This is a genomic window from Comamonas endophytica, from assembly GCF_023634805.2.
GTDB lineage: Bacteria > Pseudomonadota > Gammaproteobacteria > Burkholderiales > Burkholderiaceae_C > Comamonas > Comamonas endophytica.
This window is the reverse complement of the sequence record NZ_CP106881.1, coordinates 3,180,141-3,193,175: the sequence shown is the minus strand read 5'-3', so window position 1 is coordinate 3,193,175 and position 13,035 is coordinate 3,180,141. Positions and strand designations below refer to the sequence as shown.

Sequence of the window (13,035 nt, the reverse complement as noted above, 5' to 3'; positions counted from 1 at the left end):
TTGGCGACCCTACGGGGATTCGAACCCCGGTACTCACCGTGAAAGGGTGATGTCCTAGGCCTCTAGACGATAGGGTCGTAACCTAAGAACTTCCGTTCTGAAATCTTGGTGGAGGTAAACGGGATCGAACCGATGACCTCTTGCATGCCATGCAAGCGCTCTCCCAGCTGAGCTATACCCCCAAAGGATCCATGCTGCAAGGCATGAACCCGGAAATCTGGCGGAGTGGACGGGACTCGAACCCGCGACCCCCGGCGTGACAGGCCGGTATTCTAACCAACTGAACTACCACTCCTGGCAGAAAGCTTCGTATTGCTGCAAATATTTCTGCAGCAACCAAGTGCTTCAAACTTGGCGACCCTACGGGGATTCGAACCCCGGTACTCACCGTGAAAGGGTGATGTCCTAGGCCTCTAGACGATAGGGTCAAAACCTTGGAACTTGTCCGCATCAACTTTGGTGGAGGTAAACGGGATCGAACCGATGACCTCTTGCATGCCATGCAAGCGCTCTCCCAGCTGAGCTATACCCCCACTTGACAACACATTCAATTTCTTGCTGTGTGTCGTTGAAGACTTGAATTATAGACAGGTTTTTAAGCGTTTTGCAATCTCGCAGCAATTTTTTCGCGACCGAGCAATTCGAGCACTGCATCCACCGATGGCGTGTGCGCCGTACCCACGGTGAGCACGCGCACCGGCATCGCCAGCTGGGGCATCTTCAGGCCCTGGGCCTTGAGCACTTCCTTGAAGGCGGCGGAGATCGATTCGCGGCTCCATTCACATTCGGCCAGGGCTGCCGCCAGCGCGGCAATGGCCGGCTGCACGGCATCCGTCACATGCTTGGCACGCTCTTCCTCGTTGGGGGTCACGTCACGGTAGAACACCTGCGCCCAGTCGGCCAGCGCCACCAGGGTGTCGCAGCGGTCCTTGAACAGGCCGCAGATGCGCACCAGGCGATCGTCGGTGTCGAGCTCGGAGGCAGCAATGCCGCGCTGCGCAAGGAAGGGTTTCACCTGCGCCGCCAGGGCCTGGTCGTCCATGGCCTTCAGGTGCTGGGCATTGACCCAGCGCAGCTTGGCTTCGTCGAACTGGCCCGCGCTGCGGCCCAGGTGGTCGAGGTTGAACCACTCGAGGAACTGCGCGCGGCTGAAGATCTCGTCGTCGCCATGGCTCCAGCCCAGGCGCGCCAGGTAATTGACCATGGCGTCGGCGAGATAGCCTTCGTCGCGGTATTGCGTGACGGCCTTGGCGCCATTGCGCTTGCTCATCTTCTCGCCCTGCTCGTTGAGCACCGTGGGCAGGTGCGCGAACACTGGCACCTGGGCGCCCAGCGCCTCGAAGATATGGATCTGGCGCGGGGTGTTGTTGATGTGGTCGTCGCCGCGGATCACGTGCGTGATCTGCATGTCCATGTCGTCCACGCAGACGCAGAAGTTATAGGTGGGCGTGCCGTCCGGGCGCGCGATCACCAGGTCGTCGAGCTCGCTGTTCTGGAACTCGATGCGGCCCTTGCACTTGTCTTCCCAGGCCACCACCCCGCCCTGCGGGGTCTTGAAGCGCAGCACCGGCTGCACGCCTTCGGGCACGGCCGGCAGCTGCTTGCCGGGCTCGGGGCGCCAGGTGCCGTCGTAGCGCGGCTTTTCCTTGTTGGCCATCTGCCGCTCGCGCAGCGCGTCGAGCTCCTGCACGCTCATGTAGCAGGGATAGACCAGGCCCTTTTCCTGCAGCTGCGCCAGCACTTCCTTGTAGCGCCCGATGCGCTGCATCTGGTAGAACGGGCCTTCATCAGGCGTCAGCTCGAGCCACTGCATGCCTTCGAGGATCACGTCCACCGAGGCCTGGGTCGAGCGCTCGAGGTCGGTGTCCTCGATGCGCAGGATGAAGTCGCCGCCGTTGGCGCGCGCGAAGGCCCAGGGATACAGAGCCGAGCGGATGTTGCCCAGGTGGATGAAGCCCGTCGGCGACGGGGCGAAACGCGTGCGTACTTTGTTGCTCATCAGATGTTGTCCAGTCCACGGCAGAGATCTGCCTTGATGTCTTCGAGATGTTCGAGGCCGACCGACAGCCGGATCAGGCCCTGGCCGATGCCGGCGGCTTGGCGCTGGTCTTCGGAGAGGCGGCCATGCGAGGTGCTCGCGGGGTGGGTGATGGTGGTCTTCACGTCACCCAGGTTGGCGGTGATGCTGCACACGCGCGTGCTGTCGATCACCTGGAAGGCGTTGGCGCGCAGCGCCTCGGGCGTATTGCCCAGCACGTCGAAGGCCAGCACGCCGCCGCCCATGCCCGATTGCTGGCGCATGGCCAGCGCATGCTGGGGATGCGTGGGCAGGCCGGGATAATAGACGCGCGCGACCTTGGGGTGGGCTTCGAGCCACTGCGCCATCTCCAACGCGCCCGCGCTCATCGCCTTGACGCGCAGCGACAGCGTCTCCATGCCCTTGAGCATGACCCAGGCGTTGAAGGGCGCGACGTTGAGCCCGGCGGTGCGCATGAAGGCGCCCATCTTCTCTTCCACCAGCGCCCTGGGGCCGCAGACCGCGCCGGCCATGGCCCGGCCCTGGCCGTCCAGCAGCTTGGTGCCCGAATGCACGATCAGGTCGGCGCCGAATTCCTTCGGGCGCTGCAGCACCGGCGAGGCAAAGCTGTTGTCCACTGCCAGCAGGGCGCCATGGGCGTGCGCCAGCTCGGCCAGCGCCGCGATGTCGCACAGGTCGCCGAGCGGATTGGTGGGCGTTTCGGCAAACAGCAGCCGGGTCTCGGGGCGGATCGCGGCCTTCCAGGCGGCGACATCGGTCTGGGACACGAAGCTGCTGCTCACGCCGAAGCGCGCCATCTCGCTGCCCAGCAGCTTGATGGTCGAGCCGAACATGGACTGCGAGCAGATGATGTGGTCGCCGGCCTTGAGCATGGTCATGGCCACCATCAGGATGGCCGACATGCCGGTCGAGGTGGCGATCGCGGCCTCGGTGCCTTCCATGGCGGCCAGGCGGCGCTCGAAGCTGGCCACGGTGGGGTTGGAAGTGCGGCTGTAGGTGTAGCCCGGCTCTTCGTTGGCGAAGCGGCGCGCGGCCGTTGCCGCATCGGGCTGCACGAAGCTGCTGGTGAGGTAGAGCGCCTCGCTGTGCTCGCCCCACTGGCTGCGCTCGACGGCCTCGCGCACCGCGAGGGTGTCGGGGTGCAGGCCGGCTGGGAGGGTTCGTTCGGTCACGGTGGTATTCCTGGTTGTCCGGCAGGGGCGCATCGCCCGGCGCAGGCCCCGCCAGCGCAAAGAAAAACGAGCCAAACCCGCTGGACCGACCAGATCCCGGGATCCGGCCCTTCCGCGTTTTCAGCTCTTTTTCAACGACTGGCGGGCTGGCGGCGCACGCCATGTGCGCCCCGCCTCATTGCTTGCAATCGCCCGTACTGTAACGCCTGGCTCAGGCGTCCTGCGCATTGGGCAGCGACAGCCGCGAGGTATCGGTTTCATCTTCCTCGCCGCGGGTGCGTCCGGCGTTGAGCGCCACGATGTCGCCCTCGGAGATGTCGCCGGTCACGTAGATGCCGTCGAAGCACGAGGCCTCGAAGCCGCTCACTTCAGGGTTCAGCGCGGCAATGGCCTTCTTCATGCCGTCGACGTCCTGGTAGATCAGCGCGTCGCAGCCGATGACCTGGCGGATTTCCTCCACCGTGCGGTCGTGCGCGACCAGCTCGCTCTTGGTCGGCATGTCGATGCCGTAGACGTTGGGAAAGCGCACCGGCGGCGCGGCGCTGGCCAGATACACCTTGTTGGCGCCGGCATCGCGCGCCATCTGCACGATTTCCTTGGAGGTCGTGCCACGCACGATGGAGTCGTCGACCAGCAGCACGTTGCGGCCCTTGAACTCGCTGCTGATGGCATTGAGTTTCTGGCGCACCGACTTCTTGCGCGCGCCCTGCCCGGGCATGATGAAGGTGCGGCCGACATAGCGGTTCTTCACGAAGCCTTCGCGGTAGGGAATGCCGAGCAGCTGCGCCAGCTGCATGGCGCTGGGACGGCTGGATTCGGGGATCGGGATGATCACGTCGATCTCGTTGGGCGGCACGGTGGAGATCACGCGCTTGGCCAGCGACTCGCCCAGGTTCAGGCGTGCCTGGTAGACGGAGATGCCGTCCATGACCGAATCGGGACGGGCCAGGTAGACGTACTCGAAGATGCAGGGATGCAGCGAGGGTTGCTGCGCGCATTGCTGCGTGTGCACTGTGCCGTCCACTTCGACGAACACCGCTTCGCCCGGCACCACGTCGCGCTCGAGCGTGAAGAGGTTGCCTTCCAGGGCCACCGATTCGCTGCCCAGCATGATGCTGCCGTCGGCGCCGCGGCCGATGCACAGCGGGCGGATGCCGTAGGGGTCGCGGAAGGCCAGCAGGCCGTAGCCGGCGATCAGCGCGATCACCGCATACGAGCCCTTGACGCGCTTGTGCACCGCGCGCACCGCCTGGAACACGTCGGCGCTCTTGAGCGGCGCGCCGCTGGTGGCGCGTGCCAGTTCGTGGGCCAGCACGTTGAGCAGCACCTCGGAGTCGCTTTCCGTGTTGGTGTGGCGATGATCGGTGTCGACCAGCTCGGCACGCAGCTGCTTGGCGTTCGTCAGGTTGCCGTTGTGCACCATGACGATACCGAAGGGCGCATTGACGTAGAAGGGCTGGGCCTCTTCCTCGCTGTGCGCATTGCCGGCCGTGGGATAGCGCACCTGGCCCAGGCCGACGCTGCCCGGCAGCGCCCGCATGTTGCGCGTACGGAAGGCGTCGCGCACCATTCCCTTGGCCTTGTGCATGTAGAACTTGCGTTCCTCCTGGGTCACGATGCCGGCCGCATCCTGGCCCCGGTGCTGCAGCAGCAGCAGTGCGTCATAGATCAGCTGATTCACGGGTGCAGTGCTGACTACACCGACGATTCCACACATAGTTGCGTTCCATCCATCCGCGGGAAAAGTCCCGCCGTTCTTGCAGGGCCGCCCGGCTCGGGCCGCCCTGCCCTCATCTCGAAGGCAAATACCTTCCCCATTCCTGCGGCCACTGCGGCAGCGCCGGCATCCAGCCCTGCAGCACGCCGGCCAGATGCGGCGCAAACACCGACTGCTGCCACCATTCGCTTTGCCGCAGCGGCGTGAAGCCCACCACCAGAGTCACCACCACCAGCAGCAGCGCCGCGCGCAGCAGCCCGAAAACCGCGCCCAGGGTGCGGTCCACGGGGCGCAGGCCGACGCTTTCGATCAATCGCTTCGCCAAGCTCGACACCAAGCCCCAGGCAAACGCCACCGCAATGAACAACACGACGAAGCCCACTGCATATTGCACCGACGGATCACTGCCGCCCAGAGGCAGCCAGTTCGCCATATTGCCAGCGCCGTAGCGCGCTGCCACGAAGGCCACGAGCCACCCTACGAGCGACAGGAGTTCATAGACCAGGCCGCGCCACGCGCCCAGCAGCAGCGAGGCCAGCACGATGGCCAGAAAGATCCAGTCCAGCGCGCCCATGCTCAATCCCCCGCGGCCCGGGTGTGCGCAGCCATGGCGGGCATCAGGGCTTGATCACCGAGGCCGGCAGACCCAGGCCCTTGATCCGCGCAGCAGCCTTGTCGGCTTCGGCGCGGCTGTTGAACGGACCGACCCGCACCCGCGTGCGCTGGCCGTCCTTGGTGGAAACCGATTGCGTAAAGGCGTTGAGCCCTGCACCTGCCAGCTTGGCACGGACCTCGGCTGCCTTGGCGGCATCGCCGAATGCCCCCACCTGGACCACGACACGCTCGCTGGCCGGGGCCGCTTCGCTGACCGGACGGCCTTCCAGCAATGCGCGGGCGCGCGCCGCTTCATCGGCCTTGGGTTTGGGTTCAGGCTTGGGTTCGACCTTTGGCTCGGGCTTTGGTTCCGCCTTGGGCTTGGGTTCCGGCTTGGGTTCCGGCTTCGGTTCCGGCTTGGGCTGCGGCTTGGGCTTGGCCAGCGCTTCTTCCTTGACCGGAGCGACCGGCTGAGGCGCGGCCGGCTGAGGCGCAACGGCCGCCACCGGCGGAGCCATCAGCGGTGGCACAGGCGGCATCGGCACCGGCACGGCAGCCGGACGGGGCGCCGCCACCGGCGCCGAGGGCTCGAATACCTCTTCGCCCTGCGCCAGCGAGGCATGCGGCGCCACTGCGGTGGAGCCGGGCTGCGCCACGGGCTGCGCTGGTTGCGACGTGGTCTCGCCGGGCACCATCAACGGTGCAACCTGGCCCTTGTCGGGAATCTCGATGGGAACGTCCACGGGAATCGGGCGCGGCTGGGTATCGAACAGCAGCGGAAAGCCCACCACTCCCACCAGCACCAGCACGGCCGCGCCGATCAGGCGGTGGCGTGCGCGGCTGCGCATCACGTCCACGCTCTCCACCTGGGCGGCGCGGGAACGCGGTACGGATTTGTCGGCAGCCTCTTTTTTGCCAGGCCAAGAGAACTTGAAAAATGCCATGAAGTGCAGACTCGCTCAGGCTCATTCGCCCAGATGCTTGGCTTGCAAGCGCGGCGTGCCATGAAGCAGCACACCGCCCACCGTATAAAACGAGCCAAAGACCACGATTCTATCAGCGGGGTCGGCAGCCGCGACGGCAGCCTGCAAGGCCAGCTCCGGAGTGGCATGCTGGCTGGTGGTCACCTCGCGCCGTCCACCGGCGACAATCTGCACCGCGTTCCACTTCTGCTGCAGGCCCGATGCCGTGTCGGCACGTGGCGTGGGCAGGTCGCAGAAGTACCAGTGATCGACCAGCGGGCCGACCTTGGCGAACATCGGCCCCAGGTCCTTGTCGGCCATTGCGCCAAAAACCGCATGGGTTCTAGGGAAAAACCCCATGGCATCGAGGTTGGCCGTGAGCGCCGCCACCGAGTGCGGGTTGTGCGCCACGTCCAGCACCAGCGTAGGCTGGCCCGGCACGATCTGGAAACGCCCCGGCAGCTCGACCATGGCCATGCCGGTACGCACCGCCTGGGCCGTGACCGGCAGGCGCTCGCGCAAGGCCTCGTAGGCCGCGAGCGCCCCCGCGGCATTGACCAGCTGGTTGGCGCCGCGCAGCGCCGGGTAGGCCAGGCCCGCATAGCGCCGCCCGCGCCCGGCCCAGGCCCACTGCTGCTTGTCGCCGGAGAAGTTGAAATCCTCGCCGAAGCGCCACAGCTGCGCGCCGATCTCGCGCGCATGGTCGATGACGCTTTGCGGCGCCACCGGATCGCTGACGATCACCGGCCGGCCCGGGCGCATGATGCCGGCCTTCTCGCGGCCGATGGTCTCGCGGTCCTTGCCCAGCAGTTCCGTGTGGTCGATGTCGATGCTGGTGATGACCGCGCAATCGGTGTCGATCACATTGGTCGCGTCAAGGCGCCCGCCAAGGCCGACTTCGAGGATCGCCACGTCGAGCTTCGATTGGCTCAGCAGATGCAGGATGCCCAGCGTCGTGAATTCGAAATAGGTCAGCTGCACTTCCTTGCCGTCCTGCACGCGCGCGCTTTCCACCGTCTCGAAGCTGGACATCAGCTGCCCGGCACTGGAGATTTCACCGCCGATGCGGCACCGCTCCTCGAAATGCACCAGATGCGGAGAGGTATAGACGCCAGGCTTGTAGCCCGACTGCAGCGCCACGGCTTCGAGCATGGCGCAGGTCGAGCCCTTGCCGTTGGTGCCGGCCACGGTGATCACCGGGCAGTCGAAGCGCAGCGCCAGGCGCCGGGCCACCTCGCGCACGCGATCCAGGCCCATGGCGATGTTTTGGGGGTGCAGGCGCTCGCAATAGGCGAGCCATGCGTCCAGAGTGGGGAAAGTGGTGTGCATACTGCGCGCATTGTCGCCCAGCGGCGGCAGCTTCATCCACCTGCACGCGAGTATCCCCTCCAATGATCGTCTACGGCATCCCCAACTGCGACACCGTCAAGAAAGCGCGCCAATGGCTCGCGGCCCAGGGCGTGGCGCACGAGTTCCATGATTTCAAGAAACTGGGCGTGCCGCCGGCGCAGCTCGCGCGCTGGATCGACGCCCTGGGCTGGGAAAAGCTCATCAATCGCCAGGGCACGACCTGGCGCAAGCTCGATCCCGCGGCGCAGGCCGATGTGAAGGACGCAGCCAGCGCCACCGCATTGGCCCTGGCCCAGCCCAGCCTCATCAAGCGCCCGGTGGTCGAATGGCCCGATGGCAACATCACCGTGGGTTTCCAGGCGGATACATGGCAGTCCTTGCTGACCGCTGGCAAATGATCCCGCCGCGAGGCGTTTACGCTACAAATTTTTACTGGTATTTACGCCCCTGGAGCCTGGTATTTATGGTCCACGCCTAAAATTTCAGGTATAGCCATAGCACACGCCATGGCACAAGGAGCTTGAGCCATGAAGAACATGATCTGGATCGGAGTCGCAGCCGCGCTGTCAGCAGGCGCTGCAATGGCCCAGGAGCAGGGCCGCGTGCTGTCGGTCACTGCCGTGCAGCAGCAAGTCGCCGCGCCCCAGCAGGTCTGCCAGGACGAGGCCGTGCCGGTGCGCCAGCGCAGCTCGGGCGCGGGTGCGGTGCTGGGCGCCGTGGTCGGCGGCCTTGCCGGCAATGCCATTGGCGGCGGCATGGGTCGCGCCGCGGCCACTGGCGCTGGCGTCGTGGGTGGCGCGATGCTGGGCAACCAGCTCGAAGGCAACGGCGAGACCCGCTATGAAACCGTGCGCCGCTGCACCACGCAGAACTTCTACCGCAGCCAGACCACGGGTTACGACGTGGTCTATGAATACGCGGGCCGCCAGTACACGACGCGTACCGCCACTCCTCCGGGCGACTGGATCGCGGTGAGCGTGCAGCCGGCGCAATCCCAGGGTTATTACGCCACGCAGGATGCCTACCCGGCACCAGCGTACGCGGCACCCGGCTACCCGCCCGTGACCTACTCGACCATTCCCCAGCCGGTCTACACCGTGCCTCAGGAGCGCGGCTACAGTGCCGCGGATTACGTGGCTCCGGTGCTGATCGGCGCCACGATTGCCGCGGGTGCGCACTACATGCTGCGGCCGCGCGACCGCTGGGTGGGTCCGCGCTACCATCACCGCCCTGCCCCGCGCGGCTGGCGCCGTTGATGGCGGCCTGAAATCCGCCTGGCATCGCCTGTTTGGCGCCCCTGGAAGCCTGGCTTCCAGGGGCGCTTTGCATTGCGGCCGCCCATGCGCGCAGTGCGGAGCTTGCCGGCTGGCCTAAAATCAGCGCTTTGCCCACTTTTACGGACCGCGTTCTTCCATGACCACCGAAACCTTTGCCGGCGTAACCCTCACCACCAAAGCCAATGTGTACTTCGACGGCAAGTGCGTGAGCCACAGCTTCACCCTTGCCGACGGCACGAAGAAATCGGTGGGCGTGGTCCTGCCGGCGACGCTGACCTTCGGCACGGCCGCAGCCGAGATCATGGAATGCGTGGGCGGCGCCTGCGAATACCGCCTCGACGGCACCGACCAGTGGCTAACCTCCAAGGCCGGCGACTCGTTCCAGGTGCCCGCGAATTCGAAGTTCGACATCCGCGTGGCCGAGGCCTACCACTACATCTGCCACTACGCCTGAGCGCCGGCACGCTGCGCGCTCCGCCCGCGCGCCTCCTTTCTCCCCCTGAGTGCACCGATATGGAAACCATCCTCAAGAACCTCCCCGCCGGCCAGAAGGTCGGCATCGCCTTTTCCGGCGGCCTCGACACCAGCGCCGCGCTGCGCTGGATGAAGAACAAGGGCGCCGTGCCCTATGCCTACACCGCCAACCTGGGCCAGCCCGATGAAGCGGATTACGACGAGATCCCGCGCAAGGCCATGGAATACGGCGCCGAGAAGGCACGCCTGATCGACTGCCGCACGCAGTTGGCCAACGAAGGCATCGCCGCCATCCAGGCCGGCGCCTTCCACATCTCCACCGGCGGCATCACCTACTTCAACACCACGCCGCTGGGCCGCGCCGTCACGGGCACCATGCTGGTGGCCGCGATGAAGGAAGACGATGTCCACATCTGGGGCGACGGCTCGACCTTCAAGGGCAACGACATCGAGCGCTTCTACCGCTACGGACTGCTCACCAACCCGGCGCTGCGCATCTACAAGCCCTGGCTCGACCAAGCCTTCATCGACGAACTCGGCGGCCGCGCCGAAATGTCGGCCTTCATGACGAAGGAAGGTTTCGGCTACAAGATGAGCGCCGAGAAAGCCTACTCGACCGACTCCAACATGCTGGGCGCGACGCACGAGGCCAAGGACCTGGAGCTGCTGTCGAGCGGCATCCGCATCGTCAATCCGATCATGGGCGTGGCGTTCTGGAAGCCCGAAGTCGAGGTCAAGGCCGAGGAAGTCTCGGTCACCTTCGAGGAAGGCCGCCCGGTCGCGCTCAATGGCAAGCGCATCGAGGACCCGGTAGAACTGTTCCTCGAAGCCAACCGCATCGGCGGCCGCCACGGCCTGGGCATGAGCGACCAGATCGAGAACCGCATCATCGAAGCCAAGAGCCGCGGCATCTACGAAGCCCCCGGCATGGCGCTGCTGCACATCGCCTACGAGCGCCTGGTGACCGGCATCCACAACGAGGACACCATCGAGCAGTACCGCATCAACGGCCTGCGCCTGGGCCGCCTGCTGTACCAGGGCCGCTGGTTCGACCCCCAGGCCATCATGCTGCGCGAAACCGCCCAGCGCTGGGTGGCCCGTGCCATCACCGGCACCGTGACGCTGGAGCTGCGCCGCGGCAATGACTACTCGTTGCTCGACACCGAGTCGTCCAACCTGACCTACCAGCCCGAGCGCCTGTCGATGGAAAAGGTCGAGGACGCACCCTTCTCGCCCGCCGACCGCATCGGCCAGCTGACCATGCGCAACCTCGACCTGATGGACACGCGCGACAAGCTCGCCATCTACGCGAAGACCGGCCTGCTGTCGATGGGCAGCGGCTCGGCGCTGCCGCAGCTGGGCAACGACGCTTCCTGATCCGCCCTCACCGGGCGAAAAAGCCACGCCACCGCAGGGTGAGCGTGGCTTTTTTTCGCCTGTGTGCGCCAGCGCCAACGGCCGATGCCGCGGCGCCCTACTGGCTCAGCTTCTTTTCAATCGTGGCCTCGGCCTTCTCCTGTTCCTTGCGGCGGTTGAAGACCTCGCGCATGTGGCGCAGATCGTTTTCCGAAAGATGCTCCTCGGCCGCCAGGAATTGCTCCTGCTCTTCCTCGCCCACGTGATGCAGATATTCCTCGCGCAGCTTGGCGAAGCGCCGCAGCCAGCCGGGCGAGGCCATGTCGCGTGCCGCGAGGTCGGCCATCAGCTCGTCCAGCTCCTTGTGCTCGGCCACCGCATGGCGCGCCTCATCGGTGGTCTCGGGATTGCGCATGACGCTGGACCATAGCGCCTGCTCCTCGGCCGCCGCATGGCTCTTGACCTCCTTGACCAGCTCGACGAACAGGCGCTCGCGCTCCGGAGAGTGGCCCTGGGTGGCCGCGATCATGGCCAGCAATGCACGGTGGTGGTCATGGTCTTCCACCAGCCGGCCAAAGATGTCCGGATTGCCGCGGTAGCGCGTGGCGGGCGTGCTGCCGATATGGGCGGGTACGTTGGCGGCGAGCGCCTTGGCCTTGGCAATCGCGGCGCGCTTGGCCTGCACCGGAGGAACGGATTTGCGGGTGGATGCCTGGGTGGCAACGGTATTCATGGCGGGCCTTTGCATTTTCTGTGGACTCCCTGCGCACCTTTGGGCAAACGGCTGGCTTGCCATGTCAGCCAAGGACGCATTGCGACCTCATCCACTTCCTGCAATGCGGCTGCATTTCGCCCCATGCCCCGGCCGCGGATGATTCCGGCAGCAGAAAAAGCCCGAAACCGCGCGATTTGTTCCTGTTCGCTTACAAACCGCGCGCCCGACATGAACCAAAAATGGGACGTTTCAACTTCCACGGAGGCTCTCCATGACGGCACCTACATATGTCCAGTCCGATCCCAATGCTGCTTCCGTTCCCCTGAGGGCCGAGTCCGGCATCAGCGGTGTTTCGTGGGCAGCCATCTTCGCGGGCGCGCTGGCGGCCGCCGCGTTATCCCTGGTTCTCTTCATTCTCGGCATCGGGCTGGGCCTGTCGTCGATGTCCGTCTGGTCCGATAGCGGCGCCGAAGGCGAAACCGTCGGTTGGGCGGCCGTTGCCTGGCTGGCCTTCACCCAACTGGCTTCGGCTGGCGTCGGTGGCTATATTGCCGGGCGCCTGCGCGTGCGCTGGCAAGGCCTGCACAACGATGAAGTCTATTTCCGCGACACTGCACACGGTTTCCTGTCATGGTCGCTGGCAACGCTGCTCATGGCTGCCCTGATGGGTAGCGTGGCCGGCAACGCGATCACCGGCACGGTGAAGGCCGCAGGCAGCGTGGCAGCCGGCGCCGCCACCGTGGCCGCTGGCAGCGCCGGCGCGATCGGCGCGGCAGCCGCCAACTCCGACGCGTCGACAAGCTCCATGGGCTATTGGGTCGACAGCCTGTTCCGCCAGGATGGCGCCGCTCCTGCTGCACCGGCCGCTCCCGCAGCGCCTGATGCAGCCGCTCCTGCCGCCGATGGCACGACCGGCCCCACCGGCACCACTGGCATGACCGACTCCACTGCCACCGCAGCTGCCGCTCCCGCCGCGCCTGCCGCCGCACCCGCTGCGCCGGCACGCCGCTTCAACCCCAATGCCACGCAGGAAGTCACGCGCATCTACGCCCGTGCCATGCAGGATGGCAAGCTGTCCGAAGAGGACGCCCGCCACGTCGCCTACCTGATCTCCGAGCGCACCGGCATGCCGGCCGCAGAGGCTCAGCAGCGCGTGCAGCAATCGTTCCAGCAAGCGCAGCAGCAGGTCGAGCAGGCCAAGCAAAAGGCCAAGCAAGCCGCTGAAACCGCACGCAGCGTGGCAGCCAAGTCCTCGCTGTGGCTGTTCGTGGGCCTGCTGATCGGCGCCTTCGTCGCCAGCTTCTGCGCCACCATCGGCGGCCGTCAGCGCGACGCTTATTGAACGTTTGAATCCCGCCGGCCCTCCCAGTGGCCGGCCCC

At 65.9% G+C, this 13,035-nt stretch carries 13 protein-coding genes and 5 tRNA genes; 5 read left to right on the top strand and 13 right to left on the bottom strand.

Going from position 1 to position 13,035, the window contains the following annotated elements; translation table 11 throughout:
• Position 1 precedes the first annotated feature (1 nt).
• From M9799_RS14550 to folC, 11 genes are all read right to left on the bottom strand, one after another.
• Positions 2-77: transfer RNA gene (locus M9799_RS14550), tRNA-Glu, on the bottom strand.
• A gap of 29 nt (positions 78-106) precedes the next feature.
• A tRNA-Ala gene (locus M9799_RS14545) sits at positions 107-182 on the bottom strand.
• Between the two features lie 36 nt (positions 183-218).
• Positions 219-295 (bottom strand) — tRNA-Asp (locus tag M9799_RS14540).
• Positions 296-352: 57 nt separating this feature from the next.
• Positions 353-428 (bottom strand) — tRNA-Glu (locus tag M9799_RS14535).
• A gap of 29 nt (positions 429-457) precedes the next feature.
• A tRNA-Ala gene (locus M9799_RS14530) sits at positions 458-533 on the bottom strand.
• Between the two features lie 62 nt (positions 534-595).
• Positions 596-1,999, bottom strand: coding sequence for a glutamate--tRNA ligase (gene gltX, locus M9799_RS14525; protein ID WP_231044596.1), 1,404 nt, complete (start codon positions 1,997-1,999; stop codon positions 596-598).
• Entirely contained in the window at positions 1,999-3,210 is a 1,212-nt protein-coding gene (locus M9799_RS14520) for an O-succinylhomoserine sulfhydrylase (protein ID WP_231044595.1), read from the bottom strand. The genes gltX and M9799_RS14520 overlap by 1 nt, the downstream gene beginning before the upstream one ends.
• A gap of 211 nt (positions 3,211-3,421) precedes the next feature.
• Positions 3,422-4,927: an amidophosphoribosyltransferase gene (gene purF, locus M9799_RS14515; protein WP_231044594.1), complete on the bottom strand. Its 1,506-nt coding sequence runs from the start codon at positions 4,925-4,927 to the stop codon at positions 3,422-3,424.
• Positions 4,928-5,000: 73 nt separating this feature from the next.
• Complete coding sequence (locus tag M9799_RS14510) at positions 5,001-5,501, bottom strand: CvpA family protein (protein WP_231044593.1); 501 nt, start codon at positions 5,499-5,501, stop codon at positions 5,001-5,003.
• A gap of 43 nt (positions 5,502-5,544) precedes the next feature.
• Positions 5,545-6,465 (bottom strand): SPOR domain-containing protein, encoded by a 921-nt coding sequence (locus M9799_RS14505; RefSeq protein WP_231044592.1) that lies wholly within the window; start codon positions 6,463-6,465, stop codon positions 5,545-5,547.
• Between the two features lie 21 nt (positions 6,466-6,486).
• A complete protein-coding gene (folC, locus tag M9799_RS14500) occupies positions 6,487-7,812 on the bottom strand; it encodes a bifunctional tetrahydrofolate synthase/dihydrofolate synthase (protein WP_231044591.1) in 1,326 nt (441 codons plus the stop codon).
• A 62-nt stretch (positions 7,813-7,874) separates the two neighbouring features.
• Here folC and M9799_RS14495 point away from each other — a divergent pair, with 62 nt between their 5' ends.
• The 4 genes from M9799_RS14495 to argG all read left to right on the top strand — a co-directional run bounded on the left by M9799_RS14495 (position 7,875) and on the right by argG (position 10,961).
• Positions 7,875-8,231, top strand: a complete 357-nt coding sequence (locus M9799_RS14495) for an ArsC family reductase (RefSeq protein ID WP_231044590.1) — start codon at positions 7,875-7,877, stop codon at positions 8,229-8,231.
• A gap of 129 nt (positions 8,232-8,360) precedes the next feature.
• Positions 8,361-9,089 carry a glycine zipper 2TM domain-containing protein gene (locus M9799_RS14490; protein WP_231044589.1) on the top strand — a complete coding sequence of 243 codons (729 nt, stop codon included), beginning with the start codon at positions 8,361-8,363 and terminating at the stop codon, positions 9,087-9,089.
• Positions 9,090-9,246: 157 nt separating this feature from the next.
• A complete protein-coding gene (gene ppnP, locus M9799_RS14485; protein WP_231044588.1) occupies positions 9,247-9,564 on the top strand; it encodes a pyrimidine/purine nucleoside phosphorylase in 318 nt (105 codons plus the stop codon).
• 59 nt (positions 9,565-9,623) lie between these two features.
• Positions 9,624-10,961 carry an argininosuccinate synthase gene (argG, locus tag M9799_RS14480; protein ID WP_231044587.1) on the top strand — a complete coding sequence of 446 codons (1,338 nt, stop codon included), beginning with the start codon at positions 9,624-9,626 and terminating at the stop codon, positions 10,959-10,961.
• A gap of 97 nt (positions 10,962-11,058) precedes the next feature.
• Here the strand turns inward: argG and M9799_RS14475 are convergent, their stop codons facing one another.
• A complete protein-coding gene (locus M9799_RS14475; protein WP_231044586.1) occupies positions 11,059-11,673 on the bottom strand; it encodes a hemerythrin domain-containing protein in 615 nt (204 codons plus the stop codon).
• Positions 11,670-11,915, bottom strand: coding sequence for a hypothetical protein (locus M9799_RS14470; RefSeq protein WP_231044585.1), 246 nt, complete (start codon positions 11,913-11,915; stop codon positions 11,670-11,672). Before M9799_RS14470 ends, M9799_RS14475 begins: the two co-directional genes overlap by 4 nt.
• Before the next feature lie 11 nt (positions 11,916-11,926).
• Between M9799_RS14470 and M9799_RS14465 the strand changes: the two genes are divergently transcribed.
• Positions 11,927-12,997: a hypothetical protein gene (locus M9799_RS14465; RefSeq protein ID WP_231044584.1), complete on the top strand. Its 1,071-nt coding sequence runs from the start codon at positions 11,927-11,929 to the stop codon at positions 12,995-12,997.
• Positions 12,998-13,035: the final 38 nt, after the last annotated feature.

What these genes read in the sequence shown, in the direction of transcription:
- gltX (WP_231044596.1), bottom strand. Translation starts at nt 1,999, where the DNA reads ATGAGCAACAAAGTACGCACGCGTTTCGCCCCGTCGCCGACGGGCTTC.
- purF (WP_231044594.1), bottom strand. Translation starts at nt 4,927, where the DNA reads ATGTGTGGAATCGTCGGTGTAGTCAGCACTGCACCCGTGAATCAGCTG.
- M9799_RS14510 (WP_231044593.1), bottom strand. Translation starts at nt 5,501, where the DNA reads ATGGGCGCGCTGGACTGGATCTTTCTGGCCATCGTGCTGGCCTCGCTG.
- M9799_RS14505 (WP_231044592.1), bottom strand. Translation starts at nt 6,465, where the DNA reads ATGGCATTTTTCAAGTTCTCTTGGCCTGGCAAAAAAGAGGCTGCCGAC.
- folC (WP_231044591.1), bottom strand. Translation starts at nt 7,812, where the DNA reads ATGCACACCACTTTCCCCACTCTGGACGCATGGCTCGCCTATTGCGAG.
- M9799_RS14495 (WP_231044590.1), top strand. Translation starts at nt 7,875, where the DNA reads ATGATCGTCTACGGCATCCCCAACTGCGACACCGTCAAGAAAGCGCGC.
- M9799_RS14490 (WP_231044589.1), top strand. Translation starts at nt 8,361, where the DNA reads ATGAAGAACATGATCTGGATCGGAGTCGCAGCCGCGCTGTCAGCAGGC.
- ppnP (WP_231044588.1), top strand. Translation starts at nt 9,247, where the DNA reads ATGACCACCGAAACCTTTGCCGGCGTAACCCTCACCACCAAAGCCAAT.
- argG (WP_231044587.1), top strand. Translation starts at nt 9,624, where the DNA reads ATGGAAACCATCCTCAAGAACCTCCCCGCCGGCCAGAAGGTCGGCATC.
- M9799_RS14475 (WP_231044586.1), bottom strand. Translation starts at nt 11,673, where the DNA reads ATGAATACCGTTGCCACCCAGGCATCCACCCGCAAATCCGTTCCTCCG.
- M9799_RS14465 (WP_231044584.1), top strand. Translation starts at nt 11,927, where the DNA reads ATGACGGCACCTACATATGTCCAGTCCGATCCCAATGCTGCTTCCGTT.